Source organism: Azospirillum largimobile (assembly GCF_977007025.2).
Window position 1 is genome coordinate 290001 of record NZ_CDRMUA020000001.1, and the last position, 20668, is coordinate 310668.

Below are 20668 nucleotides of genomic sequence, written 5' to 3' on the forward strand. Positions count from 1 at the left end.
CAAACCTAACCAAACTCCGAATACCGCAGAGTGCAGTCCGGCAGACAGACGGTGGGTGCTAAGGTCCATCGTCGAGAGGGAAACAGCCCAGACCGCCAGCTAAGGTCCCCAAATCACGGCTAAGTGGGAAAGGATGTGGGAAGGCCATGACAACCAGGAGGTTGGCTTAGAAGCAGCCATCCTTTAAAGAAAGCGTAATAGCTCACTGGTCTAGTTAAGCCGGCCTGCGCCGAAAATGTATCGGGGCTCAAGCCGTGTACCGAAGCTGCGGATGTGATCTTTGATCACGTGGTAGCGGAGCGTTCCGTAAGCCTGCGAAGGGTGTCCGTGAGGCCGCCTGGAGGTATCGGAAGTGAGAATGCTGACATGAGTAGCGACAAACAGTGTGAGAAACACTGTCGCCGAAAGTCCAAGGGTTCCTGCGCAAGGTTAATCCACGCAGGGTGAGCCGGCCCCTAAGGCGAGGCCGAAAGGCGTAGTCGATGGGAACCACGTTAATAATCGTGGGCCTGGCGGAGGTGACGGATGGGAAAGCGTGTATGTCCTTATCGGATTGGACATGCTGTGGACCCGTTCCAGGAAATAGCCCCGCCGTATAGACCGTACCCCAAACCGACACAGGTGGACTGGTAGAGTATACCCAGGCGCTTGAGAGAATGGTGTTGAAGGAACTCGGCAAATTGCCCTCGTAACTTCGGAAGAAGAGGGCCCCGTTGTGGCGCAAGCCATGGCGGGGGGCACAGACCAGGGGGTAGCGACTGTTTACTAAAAACACAGGGCTCTGCGAAGCCACACAAGGCGACGTATAGGGTCTGACGCCTGCCCGGTGCCGGAAGGTTAAGAGGAGAGGTGCAAGCCTTGAATTGAAGCCCCGGTAAACGGCGGCCGTAACTATAACGGTCCTAAGGTAGCGAAATTCCTTGTCGGGTAAGTTCCGACCTGCACGAATGGCGTAACGACTTCCCCGCTGTCTCCAACACCAACTCAGCGAAATTGAACTCTCCGTGAAGATGCGGAGTTCCCGCGGTCAGACGGAAAGACCCCGTGCACCTTTACTACAGCTTTGCAGTGGTGCTAGGGACTTCATGTGTAGGATAGGTGGGAGGCTTGGAAGCCTGGGCGCCAGCCCGGGTGGAGCCAACCTTGAAATACCACCCTTGAAGTCTCTGGCATCTAACCGTGGCCCGTGATCCGGGTCCGGGACCCTGCATGGCGGGTAGTTTGACTGGGGCGGTCGCCTCCCAAAGTGTAACGGAGGCGCGCGATGGTGGGCTCAGAGCGGTCGGAAATCGCTCGTCGAGTGCAATGGCATAAGCCCGCCTGACTGCAAGACTGACAAGTCGAGCAGAGACGAAAGTCGGCCATAGTGATCCGGTGGCTCCACGTGGACGGGCCATCGCTCAACGGATAAAAGGTACGCCGGGGATAACAGGCTGATGACTCCCAAGAGTCCATATCGACGGAGTCGTTTGGCACCTCGATGTCGGCTCATCACATCCTGGGGCTGGAGCAGGTCCCAAGGGTTCGGCTGTTCGCCGATTAAAGTGGTACGTGAGCTGGGTTTAGAACGTCGTGAGACAGTTCGGTCCCTATCTGCCGTGGGTGTCGGAGTTTTGCGAGGATCTGTCCCTAGTACGAGAGGACCGGGATGGACATACCTCTGGTGCACCGGTTGTCACGCCAGTGGCATGGCCGGGTAGCTAAGTATGGACGGGATAACCGCTGAAAGCATCTAAGCGGGAAACCCACCTCTAAACCAGAGCTCCCTTGAGAGCCGTGACAGACCATCACGTCGATAGGAGGCATGTGGACGGACAGCAATGTCTGAAGCTAAGCCTTACTAATCGCTCGATCGGCTTGATCTCGACACCACAAACCGCGCCATGCGCAGCAGCAAGCCTGCTTGTTGGGCCCTGCTTGACGCAACACCGCCAGTTCGATACATCCTCCCTCACTTGCACTGAACAGCGATACGCTTCGGAAGCGTCGGTCTTGAGCCTTGGTGACCTGGTGGTCATGGCGAGGTGTCAAACACCCGATCCCATCCCGAACTCGGCCGTGAAAAGCCTCCGCGCCAATGGTACTGCGTCTTAAGACGTGGGAGAGTAGGTCGCCGCCAGGTCACTCAGGCTCAAGAGACGTCAAACCAAAGCAAACACGCTGGCATCGTCACGAAATCCATCACCCCATACCGAGACATCCGCGGGGTGGAGCAGCCCGGTAGCTCGTCAGGCTCATAACCTGAAGGCCGCAGGTTCAAATCCTGCCCCCGCAACCAAATCAAGAAAAGCCGCTGAAGCGCATCGCGCTTCAGCGGCTTTTCGTTGTTGGGCGCATCCACCGGATCCGGATGGGACCCGACGGGGGACGTGCAGGTCGAAAACGCGGCGGGGTCAGTCGCGATGACGCAGCGCTTCGACCACGGCCACGAAGGCCGGTGAAGATCGGCCGGCATTTGCGCCGTTGCTTACCGTGCGTGCTGGACCTGGACCGAAATCGGGCCGGGGCGGTCGAAGATCGACACATCGCCGGTCACCGTGCCGAGAATGACGATCCCCGGTTGAGGCACGCGACCGCTTCGATAATAGACCACGAAATGATCCGGCCCCCACAGGCCGAGCGTCCCGCTTGAAAAGTCGCGTTGCCGCGCGGCCTCCGGCAGAGCTGCCGGCAGGTTGCCGGTCTTTTCCTGACGCAGGTGGTCATGCATCTCGATTGTGATCGGCAACATCTGCGCCAGGGAACGGGCGGCGGCGTTGTCGACCAGTTCGGCCGTGACATTTCCCCATTCGGAGGAAATCAGGATGCGGTCTTGCGCCATGGCATTCCCTGTCCATAGAAGTGCGACACCGGCGGCAATCGAAGATAAGCGTCGCATGACGTTCTCCTTGAGCTTTGCGTCCTGCGTCACCTCGCCTACGCGGTGAGGTGCTGGTTGAAGAAGCGGGCCAGCTTGTCGAACGGGATCAGGTCCACGCGGTCGTAGAGATCGACATGGCCGGCTCCCGGCACCCAGACAAGCTCCTTCGGCTCCGCGGCGCGCCGATATGCGTCTTCGCTGAACTCCTTGGAGTGAGCCTGGTCGCCCGCGATGAACAGCATCGGACGGGGAGAGATCGTCTCGATGCCGTTGAACGGGTAGAAGTTCATGAACTTGACGTTGCTGGACAGCGTTGGATGCGTGGTGAGGAGAGGCGATCCGCCCTTGGGCGTGTATTCGCCCCGCGGCGTGCGATAGAAATCGTAGAATTCGCGCTGAATGGGATGAGTGTCCGCCGTCAGCTGATGCACCGTCCCGCTGGTGTATTTGGTCTCTCCGCCGGTGAACTCCACATAGCGCTGCTCGGCCGCCTCCGCAATGATCCGCTTGCGCTGCTCGACCGTCTGGGAATGCTGGAGCGCATCGCGGTTGGCGGCGCCCATGTCATACATGCTGACCGTGGCGATGGCCCTCAGGCGCGGGTCGATCTTGGCCGCGCTGATGACGAAGCTCCCGCTGCCGCAGACCCCGATCGCGCCGATCCGTGTCCTGTCGACGAACGCCCTGGTGCCCAGGAAATCGACCGCGGCGCTGAATGCCTCGGCATAGATATCCGGCGAAACCAGATTGCGAGGCTGGCCGTCGCTCTCGCCCCAGAACGGCAAATCGATGGACATGGTCACGAATCCTTGCTCCGCCATCTTCGTGGCGTACAGGTTCGCGCTCTGCTCCTTCACCGCGCCCATCGGGTGGCCGACGATGATCGCCGGGGTCTTCGCCGTGCGGTCGAGGGTTTTGGGGGTGAAGAGATTCCCGGCGACGGTCATCTGGTATTGGTTCTTGAAGGTGACCTTCTGGAGGCTCACCCTGTCGCTGGTGTAGAAGTTGGCCGCGCCTTTGGACATGTCCTGGGCCATCGCAGCCGGCAGGTCGAGGACCGACATCATGCCGAGCGCGGCAGCACCGGCACCGGTCATCTTCAGGAGCGTGCGCCGGTCGACATCGATGTCGGCGTGCGCGTCCACGGCGCGTTGATCCCCATTTTGCCTGTTCATTGCTGTGGCTCCTCTCACGCCTGGGCTTTCCCACGGGCTTGGTTTCTTCACGGCAAGACTCTAGGCGGTATGGGGCGCGTGCATTAGACGGCGCGTTTTGCTTGCCGTTATGAATTCCGCTCATCAATTCCGGGCATGCAGGGCCGGGGGCATCGGGCCGATTGATGAGTGCAACTCATAACCGCATGCGGTCATCAGCCGCTAATGGCTGACGAGCCCCTCGACTATCTATGCCCCACCGGATGGACCCAACCCTGATGGGCGAGGCCAGCCCCTGGCAGGCGAGGTCCGCCGCTCCGTTGGCGCCCATCCTCCACACGCTCAGGCAATCGCATGCAGGTTCAAGTCACTTCCCAAAGCGGCGCAACCGCGGACCGGCCGGCGGCGTGGGGCGCCGTCTTCGCGATGTCGCTCTGCGTCTTCGTGCTGATCGCGTCCGAATTCATGCCGGTCAGTCTGCTGACGCCGATCGCCACGGACCTGATCCTGACCGAAGGCCAAGCCGGACAGGCCATCTCGGTGTCCGGCATCTTCGCCGTGTTGACCAGTCTGTTCATTGCCTCGGCGACCGGGCGGCTCGACCGCAAGGCGGTGCTGTCGTCCTTGACCGGATTGATGGTGCTGTCGGGGGCCGTCGTCGCCTTCGCACCGGATTATACGACGCTGATGATCGGCCGGGCGCTGCTTGGCGTGGCGATCGGCGGCTTCTGGTCGATGTCCACGGCAACCGTGATGCGGCTGGTGCCGGAGTCCTCGGTGCCGCGGGCTCTTGCCATCCTCAACGGCGGCAACGCGCTCGCGGCCACCATCGCGGCTCCGCTGGGAAGTTTCCTGGGTGCTTTCGTCGGATGGCGCGGCGCATTCTTCTGCGTGGTGCCGCTCGCGGCTATCGCCCTGGCCTGGCAGTTGATGAGCCTGCCGGCGATGCCCGGCGAACGCCGCTCCGGCACCGGGAATGTGTTCCGGCTCCTCGGCCGGCCGAAGGTGGCCTTCGGCATGGCGGCGATCCTGTTCCTGTTCATGGGGCAGTTCGCGCTGTTCACCTATCTGCGGCCGTTCCTGGAAACGGTGACGGGCGTCGATGTCTCCATGCTGTCGCTCATCCTGCTGGTGGTCGGCGTGACCGGTCTCCTCGGCACGATGCTGATCGGACCGGTGCTGATCCGCAGCCTGTACGGCGTCCTCATCGTGATCCCGCTGCTGATGGCCGGCATCGCCGTGGCGCTGATCGCCTTTGGCGGCTGGGTCGCGGGGACAGTGCTGCTGCTGGGCGCGTGGGGACTGATCGGCACGCCGGCGCCGGTCGGCTGGGGGACATGGCTGTCGCGGACCCTGCCGGCGGATGCAGAGGCCGGCGGCGGTCTGATGGTCGCGACCATTCAGTTCGCGATCACGCTGGGCGCGACCATCGGGGGGACGCTGTTCGACCTGAGCGGTTATCAGGCCGCGTTCGGCGTCAGCACCGTCTGTCTCGTGATGGCCGCCCTTCTGGCATTCGGGGCGTCGCGCGCGGCCCGGCTTCAGCCGGCGTGACGGGAACACCTCACACATGACATGTGACTCAAGGAGCACTTCGATGGCCGTCAAAGCCTATGGCACCTATGCCGCCGACAAGCCCCTCGAACCGCTGGAGATCACGCGCCGGGTTCCCGGTCCGCATGATGTTCAGATCGAGATCGCCTTTTGCGGCATCTGCCATTCGGACCTGCATCAGGCGCGCGCGGAATGGGCCGGCACGCAGTGGCCGTGCGTTCCCGGACACGAGATCGTGGGACGCGTGTCGGCGGTCGGCGCACATGTGTCGGGCTTCAGAGCGGGCGATCTCGTCGGCATCGGCTGCATCGTCAACAGTTGCAGGCACTGCCCGGACTGCGAGGACGGGCTGGAGAACTATTGCGACGCCATGGTCGGCACCTACAATTCCCCGACGCCGGATGCGCCCGGCCATACGCTTGGCGGCTATTCGCAGCGCATCGTGGTGCACGAGCGTTATGTGCTGCGGATCAGGCACCCGGAGAGCCAACTCGCCGCGGTTGCGCCGCTGCTGTGCGCGGGCATCACCACCTACTCGCCGCTGAAACACTGGAAGGCCGGTCCGGGGAAGAAGGTGGGCGTGGTAGGCATCGGCGGTCTCGGCCATATGGGCATCAAGCTCGCCCATGCGATGGGCGCGCATGTGGTGGCGTTCACCACCTCGGAATCCAAGCGCGAGGCGGCGCTGGAGCTCGGCGCGAACGAGGTCGTGGTCTCCCGCAATCCCGACGAGATGGCCGCCCATGCCAAGAGCTTCGACTTTATCCTGAACACCGTCGCGGCCCCGCATGACCTCGATGCGTTCCTCGTGCTGTTGAAGCGTGACGGGACGATGGCGCTGGTGGGGGCGCCGGCCACGCCGCACCCTTCGCCCAACGTGTTCAACCTGATCATGAAGCGCCGCGCGCTTGCCGGTTCGATGATCGGCGGTATCGCCGAGACGCAGGAGATGCTCGATTTCTGCGCGGAGCACGGCATTGTCGCCGACATCGAGATGATCCGCGCCGACACGATCAACGAAGCCTATGAGCGGATGCTCAAGGGCGACGTGAAGTACCGGTTCGTGATCGACAACGCCTCCCTGGCCAGCTGATCGCAACGGTCGGGACGAGGGAAAGGGCCGGTCCGTCATGCCGGCCCATCTTGCCGATCCAGGTCTCAGGATTTCGCCGAATGGAGATACCGATGAAACGTCTTGCCGCGACGGTCGCATCCCTCGCTCTGCTCGCCTCCTCGGCAGCCCATGCCCAGCAGGGCGCGGCCGCGTCGGACTCCGGAACCCGCAAGGTCACCCTGACGTCCGAGGATCTTCGGGCGGTCTCGCCGGCGCTGGAGAAGTACGCGCAAGCCGCCGTCGACGGCGATCTGTGGAAACGCCCTGGCCTGTCGCCGCGCGACCGCAGCATCGTCACCGTGGCGGCCCTCATTGCCCGCAACCAGCAGATCGAGATGCCGCGCCACGTCAATCTGGCGCTCGACCACGGCGTCAAGCCGGGCGAACTGTCCGAGATCATCACCCATCTCGCCTTCTACTCCGGATGGGCGAATGCCATGGCGGCGGTGGCGGTCACGAAGGATGTCTTCGCCCAGCGGCGTATCGCGGCCGACCAGCTTCCCCCGGCTTCGCCCGAACCGCTTCCCCTCGACGAAGCCGCCGAGGCACGGCGCGCGGCGGGCGTGGCGCAGAATTTCGGCGCGGTGGCCCCGGGGGTCGTGCAATACACGACGGAGGTGCTGTTCCGCGACCTCTGGCTGCGCCCGGATTTGGCGCCGCGGGACCGCAGCCTGGTCACCGTCAGCGCCCTGATTGCCTCGGGGCAGGTCGCGCAGATCCCCTACCATCTCAACCGGGCGATGGACAACGGCCTGACGCGTGAGCAGGCCTCGGAAGCGCTCACCCATCTTGCCTTCCATGCCGGCTGGCCCAATGCCTTCTCGGCGCTGCCCGTCTTCAAGGAGGTTTTCGAAAAGCGCCCCGGTTGACGGCATCCCCGGGCCGCCCGTCCGCTCCTCATGTGCCCCGGTAGCGCAGCGCGTCGACGAGCAGGGCGAAGGCCGGCGAGGACTGCCGGCGGCTCGGGTAGTAGAGGTGGTATCCGGACCAGAGGGGGCACCAATCCTCCAGCACGCGCTGGAGGCGTCCTTCCTCGAGATGCGGCCTCGCCAGATCCTCAGGCACGTGGGCGAGCCCGAAGCCGGCCACCGCCGCATTGAGGATGTGGAAGATGCTGTTGAAGACGAGTTGGCCGTCCACCCGCACCCGCAGTTCGTGGCCGTCCTTCTCGAATTCCCACGCATAGATCCCCCCGTGCGTGGGAAGCCGCAACGTGACGCAGGTGTGGCCGATCAGGTCTTGCGGCGTCCCCGGCACCGGGTGCCCGGCGAAATAGGAGGGCGCTCCAACCACCGCGAAGCGGATGTCGGGCCCGATCCGCGCCGAGATCATGTCCTTGGCCACCTGTTCGCCGAGGCGCACGCCGGCGTCATACCGCTCGGCAACGATATCGGACAGGCCGTAGTCGTTGATGAGTTCGACCTTGATGTCCGGGTACGCGCGCAGGAAAGGCTGCAGCTTCGGCCAGAGGAGGCCGTCGATCGCGTAATCGGTGGCGGTGATCCGGATGGAACCGGCCGGCGTGTCCCGGAATTCGCTCAGGGCGTCGAGTTCGGCCTCGATCTCGTCGAACCGGGGGCCGATGGTCAGCAACAGGCGCTCGCCGGCGTCCGTCGGGGAGACGCTGCGGGTGGTGCGGGTCAGCAGCCGAATGCCGAGCCGCTCCTCGAGTTGGCGAACGGTGTGGCTGAGTGCCGACTGCGAGACGCCGAGCTTGGCGGCGGCCCTGGTGAAGCTCTGCTCCCGCGCGACGGCCAGGAAGGCGATGAGATCGTTGACGTTTTCGCGCGGCATCGATGAAGCCCTTCCACGGGATCGGGCGAGTTCCGGCACTGTACCGGAAACCCGGTCGTCACGTTATCGCCTTCCCGCACATCATTCATGAGCGGTATCGATAGACCCATGCGCGATCCAGCGGCTAATCGCCGGCGCCTGCACCGACTAGAGTCTCGTTGACAGCAGCCCGGCAGGTGCCGCGACCGGAGGATCGAAACCATGCACATCACGCGCGTTGGCTCGCAGCCGTCCACCAAGGGGCCGGAAGAGTGGTTCACCGGCACGGTCCGCATCGACCCGCTCTTCCAGGCGAACGCCCCTGCACGCGCAATGGCCGCCAGCGTCACGTTCGAGCCCGGCGCCCGAACGGCCTGGCATACCCATCCTCTGGGGCAAACCCTGATCGTCACGGCCGGCGTCGGCCGGGTGCAGCGGGAGGGAGGCCCGGTCGAGGAGATCCGTCCGGGCGACGTGATCTGGTTCCCTCCCGGCGAGAAGCACTGGCACGGCGCGTCGCCCACCACCTCCATGACGCACATCGCCATCCAGGAGCAGCTCGACGGCAAGGCCGTCGACTGGATGGAGAAGGTCACCGACGACCAGTACGGCGGCTAGCCGCGTCCGCAGCCGGCCACCGAAGACCCGCTTCGGAACCACGCAAACCCAGGAAGGATGACCATGAAGCGGCTCGTCGCCGTCACCCTCGCGCTTGCTCTCGCCGGTGCGGCACAGGCCTCCGCCGAGAGCATGGTGATCTCGCCGAACGGCTCGCGACCCTCGGCCAAGGGGCCGGATCAGTATTTCACCGGGTCCGTCGTCGTGGATCCCCTGTATCCGGCCAACGACCAGACATCGTCGTCGGGTGGCCTCGTCACCTTCGAACCGGGAGCACGCTCCGCCTGGCACACCCATCCGGCCGGCCAGATCCTCATCGTCACCACCGGGATCGGCTGGGTGCAGGAGGAAGGCGGTGCGAAGCGGGAGATCGGGCCGGGCGATGTCATCTGGACCCCGCCGGGGGTGAAGCACTGGCACGGGGCCACCGCCGGCAACGGCATGGGCCACATCGCCGTCACCAATATGGCCGGCGGCAAGAATGTCGAGTGGATGGAGAAGGTCACCGACGACCAGTACCTCAGATAGGTGAAGCGGATCGGCATGGGGCCGCCGAGCCGGTTGCATGCCACCGCGACCGAATCGGCGAAGGCCCCTCCCGTCCGAGGGATGCAAACGCGTTGCATGGTTTCAAGTGAAACGATATGGTTGGGCCAACCGATCAATGGCGGCCATATCGGACGATGCTTCGATGGGGGCCGCGCCTGGGGAGAAACGGGATGTCCAAGAACTTCGCCTCGCATGCCGACCTGGAGGAAAAGGCGGTCAGCTTCGACCGGCTGTCCGACAACGCCTATGCCTATACGGCGGAGGGCGATCCCAACACCGGCATCGTCATCGGCGACGATGCGGTGATGGTGATCGACACCCAGGCGACGCCGGTGATGGCGCAGGACGTCATCCGCCGAATCCGCGAGGTCACCGACAAGCCGATCCGCCATGTCGTGCTGTCGCATTACCATGCGGTGCGCGTGCTGGGCGCGTCCGGCTATGCGCCGGAGCAGATCGTCGCCAGCGAGGACACCCGCGACCTGATCGTCGAGCGTGGCGAAGCCGACATGGCGAGCGAGATCGGACGCTTCCCCCGTCTGTTCCGCGCCGTCGAATCGGTCCCCGGCCTCACTTGGCCGACCATCACCTTCCGCGGCAAGATGACGATGTGGCTGGGCTCGCTGGAGGTGCAGTTGCTGCAACTCGGCCGTGGCCACAGCAAGGGCGACACGGTGGTGTGGCTGCCGCAGCAGAAGATCCTGTTCTCCGGCGACCTCGTCGAATACGGCGCGACTCCCTACTGCGGAGACGCCTACTTCACGAATTGGCCGGCGACGCTCGACGCCATCGCCGCGCTGAAGCCGGAGAAGCTGGTGCCCGGCCGCGGCGCCGCCCTGACCACGCCGGAACAGGTGGAGGAGGGGCTGCGCGGCACCCGCGCCTTCACCAGCGAGTTGTTCGAGCTGGTGAAGCAGGGGGTCGCCGCCGGCAAGGACCTGCGGACGATCTACAAGGACACCTACGCCGCGCTGAAGCCGAAGTTCGGCCATTGGGTGATCTTCGACCACTGCATGCCCTTCAACGTCACCCGCGCCTATGACGAGGCGACGCAGTATCCCGACCCCCGCATCTGGACCGCCGAGCGCGACCTGGAGATGTGGCGCCAGCTGGAGGGTTGACGCCACCGGCCCTGTCAGGGGGTCAGGAGCACGCGGACATGGCGCTTGCGGCCCGCCGACAAAACCCCGGTGGCCGTGAGCGCCGCCGTCTCGTCGGTCACCGGTTCGCCGTCCAGCCGGGCGCCGCCCTCGCGGATCAGGCGACGCGCCGCGCCTTTCGAGGCGCACAGGCCGGCTGCAACCAGCGCGTCGACCAGCGGCACGCCGTCGGCCCCCTCACGCTGCAGGGTGATCTCCGGCAGGCCGTCGCCGCCCGGCGCGAAGGGGGAGCCGGCCGCCGCAGCCGCCTTGTCGGCCTCCGCCGCCCCATGGCACAGGCGGGTGGCCTCGGTCGCCAGGACGATCTTCGCCTCGTTGATCTCGGCCCCCTGCAGCCGCTCCAGCCGGGCGATCTCGTCCAGCGGCAGTTCGGTGAACAGGCGCAGGAAGCGGCCGACGTCGGCATCCTCGGTGTTGCGCCAGAACTGCCAGAAATCGAAGGGGCTGCGCGCATCGGCGTTCAGCCACACCGCGCCGCCGGCGGTCTTGCCCATCTTGGTGCCCGACGCGGTGGTCAGCAGCGGCGTGGTCAGGCCGAACAGCTCGCGCCGCTCCACCCGGCGGGCCAGCTCGATGCCGTTGACGATGTTGCCCCATTGGTCGGACCCGCCCATCTGCAGCAGGCAGCCGTGGCGCCGCGACAGCTCCAGGAAATCATAGGCCTGGAGGATCATGTAGTTGAACTCCAGGAAGGTCAGCGGCTGCTCGCGCTCCATCCGCTGGCGCACCGACTCGAAGCTCAGCATGCGGTTGATGGTGAAATGACGGCCCACGTCGCGCAGGAAGGGCACGTAGTCCAGCCCGTCCAGCCAATCGGCATTGTCCACCATCACCGCGTCGGTCGGCCCATCCCCGAAGCTCATGTACTGGCCGAAGACGCGGCGCAGTCCGGCGGCATTGGCGGCGATCTGCGCATCGTCCAGCATCGGCCGCGTTGTGTCGCGGAAGCTGGGGTCGCCGATCTTGGTGGTGCCGCCGCCGATCAGCACGATGGGGCGGTTGCCGGTGCGCTGAAGCCAGCGCAAGGCCATGATCGACAGCAGATGCCCGACATGCAGGCTGGCCGCGGTGGCGTCGAAGCCGACATAGGCGGTCAGCGCGCCGCCCGGCGCCGCGCCGGCAAGGCCCGACAGGTCGTCGGCCGGGTCGCTGCACTGATGGAGGAAGCCGCGCTCGCGCAGGATGCGGAGAAAATCGGCGGCACTGGATTTGGAAGACATGGGAAAAGACATGGGACAGGTCTCTTGCGGATGGACCGTTGCCGTCCGGAGACTGTCTCTATCGGGGAGAGGACCATGGCCGCCGGACTTGCGACGGCATGGTTTCGGGTATGACCGATCGACGCCGCGCTATGTGAGCGGCGGATAATACATAGGAGCGGTGAGGGCGATGCGGTCGGTCATGAAGCCTTCCCTACACCGGTATGCCGGGAAGATCCACCCCCGACAGGTCAATGCTGCCAACCGCTCAGCGCCTGCCGAGCAGCTGGCGGCGGGCGAGCGCGCGGTGAAGCTGCATGCGCTGGGACACGGTGCGGGGGCGGGCGCCGCGGACGCCGGGGGCGAACAGCCCGTCCAGGTTCTGCCCGAACATCTCCCAACTGCGCAGCGGCCCGGTGTCGATGTGCAGGAAATGCGAGCGCGGATACCAGCCGACTCCGCCGCGCTTGAGGTCCAGCGCGCTGCGATGCGCATCGGGCAGGCGCGAGGGGAGGGTGATGTCCAGCGCGCGGCCCAGCAGATGCTGGCTGTGCTCCGCCACGCCCAGGCTGCGCGCGGCCAGCATCGCGTTGGTTTCCGGCGTGCGGAAGGCCGACAGGATGGTTGCCTTGGTCTGCCCGACCGCCTCCATGATGTCCGCGAGGAAATCGAGCGTGCCGACGTCGATCGGCCCCTCCTTGTTGGCGCGATGGTCGCGCAGCAGCTTGGAGAGGTCGGCCATCGCGTCGGGCAGCGGACCGGAGGCGTCGCGGTAGGGCCCCTCGAACGTCTCGCCGGTGTGCTGGTTCCTGAGGCTGAGGCGGCGGGGTGCCGCGGGCGCGGCCAGGGCGCGGTCCGACATCAGGACAAGCGCTCCGCAGCCGATCAGCAGGCTGCGGCGCTTCAAGGAGAGGGGCGAGGAGGACATGAAGGGGGCGGGTCTTTCAGCAGGGCACCGTCACGTCAACAAAATGGAGAGCGATTCGCAATTGCAAAGTGGCGGAGCATGGCCCGGCTGCATGGAAAGCAGGGGGTACCGCCGCTCACAGCAGGCGCTGGGCCTTGAAGCTGGTGTGGCGCCCGCCCTTGCCGATCACCAGATGGTCGTGGACGATCAGGCCGACGGCGTTGGCGGCGCGCACGATCTCCTTGGTCATCTCGATGTCGGCCCGGCTGGGGGTGGGATCGCCGGAGGGGTGGTTGTGGACCAGGATCACCGCACTGGCCGACAGCTCCAGCGCCCGCTTCACCACCTCGCGCGGGTAGACGGGGGTGTGGTCGACGGTGCCGCGCTGCTGCACCTCGTCGGCGATCAGCGTGTTCTTGCGGTCGAGGAACAGCAGGCGGAATTGTTCCGTCGGCTCATGCGCCATGGCGGCGGAGCAATAGTCGATCAGCGCCTGCCAGGAGGCCAGCACCGGCCGGTCGATCACCCGCTGCTGCAGGGCGCGCAGGGCGGCTGCCCCGACGATGCGGACGGCGGCGACGGCGTTGTCGGTGCCGAGCGACACGCCTTCGGCCTTCAGCCCGCGCAGCCGTTCGGGCGGCGCGTTGACCACGCCCCACAGGTCGCCGAAGGTCCGGATCAGCATTTTGGCGAGCGGCTTCACGTCGCGCCGCGGGCTGACGGCGAACAGCACCATCTCCAGCAGCTCGTAATCCTCCAGCGCGTCGGGTCCGCGATCGAGGAAGCGGCGGCGCAGGCGGTTGCGGTGGTCCAGATAATGGGGATCGCCGTCGGCCGGCTCATCGGCCTGCCCATCGTCCAGAACCGGCAACGAAGCGCTAGCCGCGAGCGTGGCATCGGCGCTTGAGGCCAGAATTTCCGGAAACGGCAGGAGACCGGCGGTCAGGCCGGCATCGTCCATTTCCGCTCCGCCCCCCGCGCCTTCGGCTTTCCTGCCGCGTCCAGTCGTTTTGCGTCCTGCCATCGATCAGCGCCATCCCTATGTATGGCACCGACTATAGCGTCTGAATGCGCGAGCGCACAGGGGGTGTGCTCGCGCTTCAGGAGGTCGGAGTCCGGTCCGGCGACGGTTCTCAGACGATCGCGGTGTCCGGGATGGTGCCGGTCAGCACGGCGCGGACATTGTCGGCGATCATGTGGCCGGTGCGGACGCGCGCCTCGTCGGTGGTGGCGCCGATGTGCGGGGTCAGGATCAGGTTCGGCACGCCCTGGAACGGGTTGTCGGCCGGCAGCGGTTCCGTCGCGAAGACGTCCAGCAGGGCGCCGCCGAGATGGCCGCTGGTCAGCGCCGCGGCCAGCGCCGCCTCGTCGACGATGCCGCCGCGGGCGACGTTGACCAGGATGGTGCCGGGCTTCAGCCGGGCGATCACCTCGGCGTTGACCAGATTGTGGGTCTCCGGGGTGTAGGGCAGGTGGAGCGACAGCGCGTCGGCGGTGTCCCAGATGCGGTCGAACGATACCTTCTCCACGCCCATGCGGGCCCAGACCGGATCGTCGGCGGGCACATGCGGGTCGGCGGCGATCACCGTCATGTCCAGCCCCTGGGCGCGGCGGGCGACATGGCGGCCGATGCGGCCGAAGCCGACGATGCCCAGGGTCTTGCCCGACACCTCGCGCCCGATCAGCCGGCCGCGCGGCCATTTGCCGGCGACCACGTCGGGCGTGGCGAAATAAGTTGTGCCGCGCACCAGCATCATCAGGCCGGCGATGGCCAGCTCCGCCACCGACACCTCGTTGGCGCCGGTGGCGGGCAGGACGGCGATGCCGCGCTCCCGGCAGGCCGGCACGTCGATGTTGTCCAGCCCGACGCCCAGCCGGCCGACCGCCTTCAGGTTGGGGAAGGCGTCGAAGAAGGCGCCGCGGATCTCCGTCTCGTTGCGGATGCAGATGGCGCGGGCGGTGCTGCCCATCGCATACAGCTCGTCCAGGCGCTTGTAGAGCGTCTCGTCGTAATGGACGTCGAAGTCGCGGCGCAGGTCATCGACGGCGCTCGGCTGCATGAATTCGGAAATGATGATGTCGGGCATGGCGGAAGGCTCGATCAAGAGGGAGGGTCAGAGCGTGATGCCGGCGGCGTCGAGATAGGGCTTCAGGTTCAGCAGCTCGATGGTCGTCTCGCCGGCTTCCAGCTTGTGGCGGTAGGCCTCTTCCGCGGCCTCGCGGGCGGCGGCCTTTTCCAGCGTGTCGGCGGCCAGCGCCTGGGGCACCACCACCACGCCGTCGTCGTCGGCGACCACGATGTCGCCGGCCGACACCATCACGCCGCCGCAGACGATCGTCGTGTTGATGTCGCCCTTGGCGTCGGTCTTGTTGGTGCCCTTCATGTTGGTGCCGCGGCAGAAGACCGGGAAGCCCATGTCGCGGATGGCGACAGCGTCGCGCACGCAGCCGTCGATGACCAGCCCGCCCAGGCCGCGGGCGATGGCCGACGCGGTCAGCACGTCGCCCCAGGGGCCGGCGTCGGTCATGCCCTTGAAGTCGACGACCAGGATGTCCCCCGGCTTCGCCAGCGCCACCGCGATGTGGATCATCAGGTTGTCGGTCGGCCCGCAGGACACGGTCAGCGCCGGTCCGCACAGCCGCATGCCGGGGAACAGCGGCTTGATCGGGTGGCCCATGGCGCCCTTCTTGCCCATCGCCTCGTGCAGGGTGGCGGGGGACTGGGCGCGCAGCGCCTCCACCGTCGCGGCGGCGGGGCGGACGAAATCCTTGTGAACGGTCATGCCGGGAGCAGCCTTTCGAAAATAAGCGCCGTGCGGCCGGTTTCGCACCGGATAATCCGTATGGCGGGTGAAGCGTGATAGATGAACAAGTATTAGAATATTTACAGGTAGCTGAAAATATCGAAACGGTGGTTGATTGACGAAAAATCGCCTTTACAATGGGGCCGCCGCAAGAAGGCGCCGGATCGGCGTCTCTCGATCGATAAAAAGCAATTGAAAGATGCCGCATCCGCCTGTGCAGCGGTTCTGGGATGGTCCCGGCTGTTCAGCGGATGCGAACCGAAGGAGGCGATGTATGGATACGAACGCGCGTCCCGCCGTGCGGGGTGGATCGACAGGAACGGCCGCCGATCCGGTCGGAACCGGACGGTTCGGTGCCCTTTCGCGCGGCCTGCGGCGACGTGCCGCCCGGCTGGCCGGTGCTGCCGGGATCGCCGCCTCCGCGCTGGCTGCGGCCTTCGGGCTGGCAGGGGCGGGCACGGCCTGGGCGGCCTATCCGGAGAAGCCGATCACCCTGATCGTCGGCTATGCGGCCGGTGGCGGATCCGACTTCATCGTCCGCTCGCTCGCCCCCTTCATAGAGAAGGAACTGGGCGGCAGCACCCGCGTCATCGTGATGAACCGTCCCGGTGCCGGCGGCGAGATCGGCTTCGCCGCCATCGCCGACGCCGCCCCCGACGGCTACACCATCGGGCTGATCAACTCGCCCAACGTCGTGACGATCCCGATCGAACGCCAGGCCCGCTTTTCGCTGGACCGGCTCGACCCGCTCTACAATCTGGTCGACGATCCCGGCTCCTTCGTCGTCCACAAGGACAGCCCCTACCAGACGCTGGCCGATGTCGCCGCCTTCGCCAAGGCCAACCCCAACAGCGTGACGGTCGGCACCACCGGCATCGGCTCCGACGACCATCTGGCCATGCTGATGTTCCAGCGACTGACCCAGACCCGGCTGACCCATGTGCCCTTCCCGGGCAGTGCCGACGCCCACCGTGCGCTTCTGGGCCGGCACATCCAGGTGACCTCGATGAACATCGGCGAATCGGCGCGGGCGCGCGAAGGCGATCCCATCCGCATCCTGGGCGTGATGACCGAGGAGAGGTCGGCCCAGGCCACGGACGTGCCGTCCTTCAAGGACCAAGGGTTCGACGTGAAGATGGCGTCGCTGCGCGGTCTGGCCGCGCCGGTCGGGCTGCCGGCGGACATCCGTGCAAAGCTGGTGGATGCCATCGGCAAGGCCGTCCTGCATCCGGAATTCCAGGAGATCGCCCGCAAGGCCTATCAGCCGCTGCGCCTGCTGCCCCCCGACCAGTATGCGGCGGAGCTGAAGACCCAGGAGGCGACCTTCCGTGCCATGTGGAAGGAAACCCCCTGGCTGAAGTAAGGAACTGAGATTTCCTTGAACGAGTCTCGGCCGTCATTCCCGCGAAGGCGGGCTTGCCGGCCGAGAAACGCAAGCTTTGACGCTGGAATGAAAAAGGGCGCCGGCGATTGGCCGGCGCCCTTTCTTTTCGCGTCAACCTTGCGCAGGTCTTACTTCAGCCAGGGGTTCGTGGCCCACAGCTCGCGCAGTTCCTTGGTCGAGTCGGCCAGTTCGGCGGCATACTTCTCCGGCGGCAGCAGGCGGACCGGCTGGTACAGTTCCTTCGCCTTGGCCTGGAAGCCCGGATCGTTGGCGGCCTTGTCCAGCGCGTCGACCAGCTTGGTGCGGACATCCGGCGGCAGACCCTTCGGAGACGCGATGCCGCGCAGCGAGGACATCAGCGCGGCGAAGCCCTGGTCCTTGAAGGTGGCGATGTCGGGAGCCTGCTCCACCTTCTTCTCGGCCATCACGCCCAGGACGGCGATCGGGTCCTTCTGCTTGTACTGCATCGCCTCGCCGATGTTCACGGCGCTCAGCATGATCTTCTTGTTGGCCAGCGCCGCTTCGTTGGCGGCGGAGCCCTGGAAGGGCACATGGGTGAAGGTCACGCCGGCTTGGCGCTGGAACACCAGCATGGCCAGATGGTCGTCGGAACCGATGCCGGTGGTGCCGACGGTAACGCCGTTCGGGTTGGCCTTGGCGAAGGTCACCACGTCGGCCAGCGTCTTGAACTGCCCTTCGTTGTGGACGGCGAAGGAGCTGGGATCGTCGACCAGATTGTAGAGCGGGTCGAGCCGGTCCAGCGAGTAGCGGGCCTGGCGTTCGATCGGGATGGCGTTGACATTGGGCGAGTTGATGGCGCCGATGGTGTAGCCGTCGGGGGCGGCGTCGGCGATGGCGGCGAAGCCGATCTCGCCGCCGGCACCGGGCTTGTTCACCACCTCGACCCGGGCGCCGTCGCCCAGCTGCTTCTCAAGGAAGGGCGCCAGGGCGCGAATCAGCAGATCGGTGCCGCCGCCGGCGCCGAAGGCCACGATCATCGTGATCGGCTTCTCCGGATAGGCCGCCTTGGCGTTCGTGGCCGACATGAACATCGCACCGGCCGCAGCCGCCAGAGTCAGAGACTTCCAGAACTTCATGATCCCCCCTTTGATGATGCGCTGCACAGGGTGGGCCGGAGTCGGCAAGCCCTGCGCGGAACGGGGCGGAGTCCGGTCCGTTCCGGCACGAATCGGCACCATCCCGGCGGGATCGGCTGTAATCGTGCGCGGCGGCGGTCCAGATGCCGCTGAATATCTGAGGATGTTCCTACATCAGCAAGAACAGGCCTTCAACTCCGCAGCATACGATTTCGCGTCGTCGCGTCAATACACCGCAGAATATTGCGAAGGATTGGTGAATGTGATGCGGGGTGGCAAATAAATACTGTGTATTGGTTCGGGAGTGGGGTGGCTTTTGTTCGGGTTGGCTTGCGCAGGGCAAGTCGAGAATCATATGCTGACAGTCGTCTTACGCTCGCCGCCCATCAGCGCCGTCTAACGCGAAGTTGTATATCTTCCGCGCCATTTACCGGATGGACCGCGCGGTTTCTCTTTATTGGAGAACACAACTTAGTATCGTGTCTCTATGATATGTACCGCGTTTTCCGCCTCCCGCGCCTGTCGTTCCGTCCATGTGGATGCGGCGCGAAAGACGGGCGGCGGCGGCCGGTGTTTCGGGCCATTCCCGGGCGTTGACAGTTGGTGGGCACCGCACTATGGTGCGCGCCTTCAATCGAGCCGCCGAGCGTTCAGGAACAGCATCATGAAAATCGTCAACTCCCTGAAGTCGATGAAGACGCGCCATAAGGCCTGCCGCGTGATCCGCCGCAAGGGCCGCGTCTACGTCATCAACAAGCAGAACCCCCGTTTCAAGGCCCGCCAGGGCTGATCGATCCGCAAGGATCGATCGACTGCGAGGCCGGGCATCGCGCCCAGCCTCTCCGTCTTCGGGTGTTTACGCAAGAGCCGCGCCTTCGGGTGCGGCTCTTGCGTTTTGAGGTCCCGGCTTCCGATTGCCGCATCGTCTTGTATTAGGATCCCGGCGGATGGTACGTGTGGCGGACGAGTTCGCCGCAACGGGAAAAGGACCGCCCGCCATGAAGATGCCGGTGCCGGACAGCGGGGTGATCGCCCGCCGCCGGGAGATCGTGGAGGCGCTGCGCGCCATCGTTCCCGGCGAAGGCGTGATCGTCGACGAAAACGAACTGCGCGCCTATGAATGCGACGGGCTGACCGCCTACCGCCAGCTGCCGATGGTCGCCGTCCTGCCCAGCACGGTGGAACAGGTGTCGCAGGTCCTGAAGGCCTGCAAGGCGATGGGGGTGAAGGTGGTGCCGCGCGGCGCCGGCACCTCGCTGTCCGGCGGCGCCCTGCCGCTGGCCGACGGCGTGCTGCTGGGCATGGGCAAGTTCAAGCGCATCCTCGACATCGACTATGCCAACCGCTGCGTCACCGTGCAGCCGGGGGTGACCAACCTCGGCATCTCCAACGCGGTGGCGCATGAGGGCTTCTATTACGCCCCCGATCCGTCCAGCCAGATCGCCTGCACCATCGGCGGCAACATCGCCGAGAATTCCGGCGGCGTGCACTGCCTGAAATACGGGCTGACCACCAACAATGTGCTGGGGCTGGAGATGGTGCTGATCGACGGCACCATCATCCGGCTGGGCGGCAAGCATCTGGACGCCGGCGGCTACGACCTGATGGGGATCATTACCGGGTCGGAAGGGCTGCTGGGCGTGGTGACCGAGGTCACCGTGCGCATCCTGAAGAAGCCGGCGACCGCCCGCGCGGTGCTGCTCGGTTTTCCCAGCAGCGAGCAGGGCGGCGACTGCGTGGCGGCGATCATCGCCGCCGGCATCATCCCCGGCGGCATGGAGATGATGGACCGCCCCGCCATCCACGCGGCGGAGGCCTTCGTCCATGCCGGCTATCCGCTGGACGTCGAGGCGCTGCTGATCGTCGAACTGGACGGCCCGGCGGCGGAGGTCGACCACCTGATCGACCGGGTCGAGGCGATCGCCCGCGACAAGGGCGCCTGCTATGCCCGCGTGTCGACCAGCGAGGAGGAGCGGCTGGCCTTCTGGGCCGGGCGCAAGGCCGCTTTCCCGGCGGTGGGGCGGATCAGTCCCGATTACTACTGCATGGACGGCACCATCCCGCGCAAGGCGCTGCCGCTGGTGCTGCAGCGGATGCAGGAGATGTCGGACCGCTGCGGCCTGCGCGTCGCCAACGTCTTCCATGCCGGCGACGGCAACCTGCACCCGCTGATCCTCTACGATGCCAACAAGCCGGGCGAGTTGGAGGCGGCGGAGGAGTTCGGCAACGACATCCTGCGCCTGTGCGTCGAGGTCGGCGGCGTGCTGACCGGCGAGCATGGGGTGGGCGTGGAGAAGCGCGACCTGATGACCGACCAGTTCGACGAGGCCGATCTCCAGCAGCAGCAGCGGCTGAAATGCGCCTTCGATCCCGATGGGCTGCTGAATCCCGGCAAGGTCTTTCCCACGCTGCACCGCTGTGCCGAGCTTGGCCGGCTGCATGTCCACCAAGGGGAACTGCGCTTCCCCGACATCCCGCGCTTCTGAAGGGCCGCC

General features: G+C 65.7%; 18 protein-coding genes, 1 tRNA gene and 2 rRNA genes (1 of these 21 running past the window's edge). 12 read left to right on the top strand and 9 right to left on the bottom strand.

Annotation, left to right across the window (positions count from 1 at the left end; translation table 11 throughout):
* From ACWPKK_RS01345 to ACWPKK_RS01355, 3 genes are all read left to right on the top strand, one after another.
* A 23S ribosomal RNA gene (locus ACWPKK_RS01345) occupies nucleotides 1-1865 on the top strand; it begins 881 nt to the left of the window's first position.
* Between the two features lie 141 nt (nucleotides 1866-2006).
* Nucleotides 2007-2122 (top strand): 5S ribosomal RNA (gene rrf, locus ACWPKK_RS01350).
* 79 nt (nucleotides 2123-2201) lie between these two features.
* Nucleotides 2202-2278 (top strand) — tRNA-Met (locus tag ACWPKK_RS01355).
* A gap of 189 nt (nucleotides 2279-2467) precedes the next feature.
* On the opposite strand, the gene ACWPKK_RS01360 is transcribed toward ACWPKK_RS01355, so the two are convergent.
* Together ACWPKK_RS01360 and ACWPKK_RS01365 are read right to left on the bottom strand one after the other, a co-directional pair.
* Nucleotides 2468-2821 (bottom strand): cyclophilin-like fold protein, encoded by a 354-nt coding sequence (locus tag ACWPKK_RS01360; RefSeq protein ID WP_452000566.1) that lies wholly within the window; start codon nucleotides 2819-2821, stop codon nucleotides 2468-2470.
* 95 nt (nucleotides 2822-2916) lie between these two features.
* Complete coding sequence (locus ACWPKK_RS01365; protein WP_452000568.1) at nucleotides 2917-4005, bottom strand: alpha/beta hydrolase; 1089 nt, start codon at nucleotides 4003-4005, stop codon at nucleotides 2917-2919.
* A 435-nt stretch (nucleotides 4006-4440) separates the two neighbouring features.
* On the opposite strand from ACWPKK_RS01365, the gene ACWPKK_RS01370 reads away from it, so the two are divergent.
* From ACWPKK_RS01370 to ACWPKK_RS01380, 3 genes are all read left to right on the top strand, one after another.
* Complete coding sequence (locus ACWPKK_RS01370; protein ID WP_452004685.1) at nucleotides 4441-5568, top strand: MFS transporter; 1128 nt, start codon at nucleotides 4441-4443, stop codon at nucleotides 5566-5568.
* Between the two features lie 43 nt (nucleotides 5569-5611).
* Nucleotides 5612-6661: an NAD(P)-dependent alcohol dehydrogenase gene (locus ACWPKK_RS01375; protein ID WP_452000570.1), complete on the top strand. Its 1050-nt coding sequence runs from the start codon at nucleotides 5612-5614 to the stop codon at nucleotides 6659-6661.
* A gap of 92 nt (nucleotides 6662-6753) precedes the next feature.
* Entirely contained in the window at nucleotides 6754-7551 is a 798-nt protein-coding gene (locus ACWPKK_RS01380; protein WP_452000572.1) for a carboxymuconolactone decarboxylase family protein, read from the top strand.
* A gap of 28 nt (nucleotides 7552-7579) precedes the next feature.
* Here ACWPKK_RS01380 and ACWPKK_RS01385 read toward each other — a convergent pair whose 3' ends face one another.
* Nucleotides 7580-8476, bottom strand: coding sequence for a LysR family transcriptional regulator (locus tag ACWPKK_RS01385; RefSeq protein ID WP_452000574.1), 897 nt, complete (start codon nucleotides 8474-8476; stop codon nucleotides 7580-7582).
* A gap of 201 nt (nucleotides 8477-8677) precedes the next feature.
* Here ACWPKK_RS01385 and ACWPKK_RS01390 point away from each other — a divergent pair, with 201 nt between their 5' ends.
* The 3 genes from ACWPKK_RS01390 to ACWPKK_RS01400 all read left to right on the top strand — a co-directional run bounded on the left by ACWPKK_RS01390 (nucleotide 8678) and on the right by ACWPKK_RS01400 (nucleotide 10743).
* Complete coding sequence (locus ACWPKK_RS01390) at nucleotides 8678-9073, top strand: (R)-mandelonitrile lyase (protein ID WP_452000576.1); 396 nt, start codon at nucleotides 8678-8680, stop codon at nucleotides 9071-9073.
* 63 nt (nucleotides 9074-9136) lie between these two features.
* Complete coding sequence (locus ACWPKK_RS01395) at nucleotides 9137-9601, top strand: (R)-mandelonitrile lyase (RefSeq protein ID WP_452000578.1); 465 nt, start codon at nucleotides 9137-9139, stop codon at nucleotides 9599-9601.
* A 191-nt stretch (nucleotides 9602-9792) separates the two neighbouring features.
* A complete protein-coding gene (locus ACWPKK_RS01400) occupies nucleotides 9793-10743 on the top strand; it encodes an MBL fold metallo-hydrolase (protein WP_452000580.1) in 951 nt (316 codons plus the stop codon).
* 14 nt (nucleotides 10744-10757) lie between these two features.
* Here ACWPKK_RS01400 and tyrS read toward each other — a convergent pair whose 3' ends face one another.
* The 5 genes from tyrS to ACWPKK_RS01425 all read right to left on the bottom strand — a co-directional run bounded on the left by tyrS (nucleotide 10758) and on the right by ACWPKK_RS01425 (nucleotide 15671).
* Entirely contained in the window at nucleotides 10758-12014 is a 1257-nt protein-coding gene (gene tyrS, locus ACWPKK_RS01405; protein WP_452000582.1) for a tyrosine--tRNA ligase, read from the bottom strand.
* Nucleotides 12015-12249: 235 nt separating this feature from the next.
* On the bottom strand, nucleotides 12250-12909 hold the full coding sequence (locus tag ACWPKK_RS01410) for a YcbK family protein (protein WP_452000584.1): 660 nt from the start codon (nucleotides 12907-12909) through the stop codon (nucleotides 12250-12252).
* Between the two features lie 115 nt (nucleotides 12910-13024).
* The gene (gene radC, locus ACWPKK_RS01415; protein WP_452000586.1) at nucleotides 13025-13912 is read right to left on the bottom strand and encodes a RadC family protein; all 888 of its coding nucleotides are present in this window, start codon (nucleotides 13910-13912) and stop codon (nucleotides 13025-13027) included.
* Between the two features lie 109 nt (nucleotides 13913-14021).
* Nucleotides 14022-14975 (bottom strand): hydroxyacid dehydrogenase, encoded by a 954-nt coding sequence (locus ACWPKK_RS01420; RefSeq protein ID WP_324867051.1) that lies wholly within the window; start codon nucleotides 14973-14975, stop codon nucleotides 14022-14024.
* Between the two features lie 27 nt (nucleotides 14976-15002).
* Entirely contained in the window at nucleotides 15003-15671 is a 669-nt protein-coding gene (locus tag ACWPKK_RS01425; RefSeq protein ID WP_452000587.1) for a 4-carboxy-4-hydroxy-2-oxoadipate aldolase/oxaloacetate decarboxylase, read from the bottom strand.
* Nucleotides 15672-15966: 295 nt separating this feature from the next.
* Here ACWPKK_RS01425 and ACWPKK_RS01430 point away from each other — a divergent pair, with 295 nt between their 5' ends.
* Nucleotides 15967-17055 carry a tripartite tricarboxylate transporter substrate binding protein gene (locus ACWPKK_RS01430; protein ID WP_452000589.1) on the top strand — a complete coding sequence of 363 codons (1089 nt, stop codon included), beginning with the start codon at nucleotides 15967-15969 and terminating at the stop codon, nucleotides 17053-17055.
* Nucleotides 17056-17204: 149 nt separating this feature from the next.
* Here the strand turns inward: ACWPKK_RS01430 and ACWPKK_RS01435 are convergent, their stop codons facing one another.
* Nucleotides 17205-18173 carry a tripartite tricarboxylate transporter substrate binding protein gene (locus ACWPKK_RS01435; protein WP_324867058.1) on the bottom strand — a complete coding sequence of 323 codons (969 nt, stop codon included), beginning with the start codon at nucleotides 18171-18173 and terminating at the stop codon, nucleotides 17205-17207.
* Nucleotides 18174-18837: 664 nt separating this feature from the next.
* Here ACWPKK_RS01435 and ykgO point away from each other — a divergent pair.
* Both ykgO and ACWPKK_RS01445 read left to right on the top strand, forming a co-directional pair.
* Entirely contained in the window at nucleotides 18838-18963 is a 126-nt protein-coding gene (gene ykgO, locus ACWPKK_RS01440) for a type B 50S ribosomal protein L36 (RefSeq protein ID WP_012973122.1), read from the top strand.
* A gap of 208 nt (nucleotides 18964-19171) precedes the next feature.
* Nucleotides 19172-20659: an FAD-linked oxidase C-terminal domain-containing protein gene (locus ACWPKK_RS01445; RefSeq protein ID WP_452000591.1), complete on the top strand. Its 1488-nt coding sequence runs from the start codon at nucleotides 19172-19174 to the stop codon at nucleotides 20657-20659.
* Nucleotides 20660-20668: the final 9 nt, after the last annotated feature.

What these genes read in the sequence shown, in the direction of transcription:
- ACWPKK_RS01360 (WP_452000566.1), bottom strand. Translation starts at nt 2,821, where the DNA reads ATGGCGCAAGACCGCATCCTGATTTCCTCCGAATGGGGAAATGTCACG.
- ACWPKK_RS01370 (WP_452004685.1), top strand. Translation starts at nt 4,441, where the DNA reads ATGTCGCTCTGCGTCTTCGTGCTGATCGCGTCCGAATTCATGCCGGTC.
- ACWPKK_RS01375 (WP_452000570.1), top strand. Translation starts at nt 5,612, where the DNA reads ATGGCCGTCAAAGCCTATGGCACCTATGCCGCCGACAAGCCCCTCGAA.
- ACWPKK_RS01380 (WP_452000572.1), top strand. Translation starts at nt 6,754, where the DNA reads ATGAAACGTCTTGCCGCGACGGTCGCATCCCTCGCTCTGCTCGCCTCC.
- ACWPKK_RS01385 (WP_452000574.1), bottom strand. Translation starts at nt 8,476, where the DNA reads ATGCCGCGCGAAAACGTCAACGATCTCATCGCCTTCCTGGCCGTCGCG.
- ACWPKK_RS01390 (WP_452000576.1), top strand. Translation starts at nt 8,678, where the DNA reads ATGCACATCACGCGCGTTGGCTCGCAGCCGTCCACCAAGGGGCCGGAA.
- ACWPKK_RS01395 (WP_452000578.1), top strand. Translation starts at nt 9,137, where the DNA reads ATGAAGCGGCTCGTCGCCGTCACCCTCGCGCTTGCTCTCGCCGGTGCG.
- ACWPKK_RS01400 (WP_452000580.1), top strand. Translation starts at nt 9,793, where the DNA reads ATGTCCAAGAACTTCGCCTCGCATGCCGACCTGGAGGAAAAGGCGGTC.
- tyrS (WP_452000582.1), bottom strand. Translation starts at nt 12,014, where the DNA reads ATGTCTTTTCCCATGTCTTCCAAATCCAGTGCCGCCGATTTTCTCCGC.
- ACWPKK_RS01410 (WP_452000584.1), bottom strand. Translation starts at nt 12,909, where the DNA reads ATGTCCTCCTCGCCCCTCTCCTTGAAGCGCCGCAGCCTGCTGATCGGC.
- radC (WP_452000586.1), bottom strand. Translation starts at nt 13,912, where the DNA reads ATGGCAGGACGCAAAACGACTGGACGCGGCAGGAAAGCCGAAGGCGCG.
- ACWPKK_RS01420 (WP_324867051.1), bottom strand. Translation starts at nt 14,975, where the DNA reads ATGCCCGACATCATCATTTCCGAATTCATGCAGCCGAGCGCCGTCGAT.
- ACWPKK_RS01425 (WP_452000587.1), bottom strand. Translation starts at nt 15,671, where the DNA reads ATGACCGTTCACAAGGATTTCGTCCGCCCCGCCGCCGCGACGGTGGAG.
- ACWPKK_RS01430 (WP_452000589.1), top strand. Translation starts at nt 15,967, where the DNA reads ATGGATACGAACGCGCGTCCCGCCGTGCGGGGTGGATCGACAGGAACG.
- ACWPKK_RS01435 (WP_324867058.1), bottom strand. Translation starts at nt 18,173, where the DNA reads ATGAAGTTCTGGAAGTCTCTGACTCTGGCGGCTGCGGCCGGTGCGATG.
- ykgO (WP_012973122.1), top strand. Translation starts at nt 18,838, where the DNA reads ATGAAAATCGTCAACTCCCTGAAGTCGATGAAGACGCGCCATAAGGCC.
- ACWPKK_RS01445 (WP_452000591.1), top strand. Translation starts at nt 19,172, where the DNA reads ATGAAGATGCCGGTGCCGGACAGCGGGGTGATCGCCCGCCGCCGGGAG.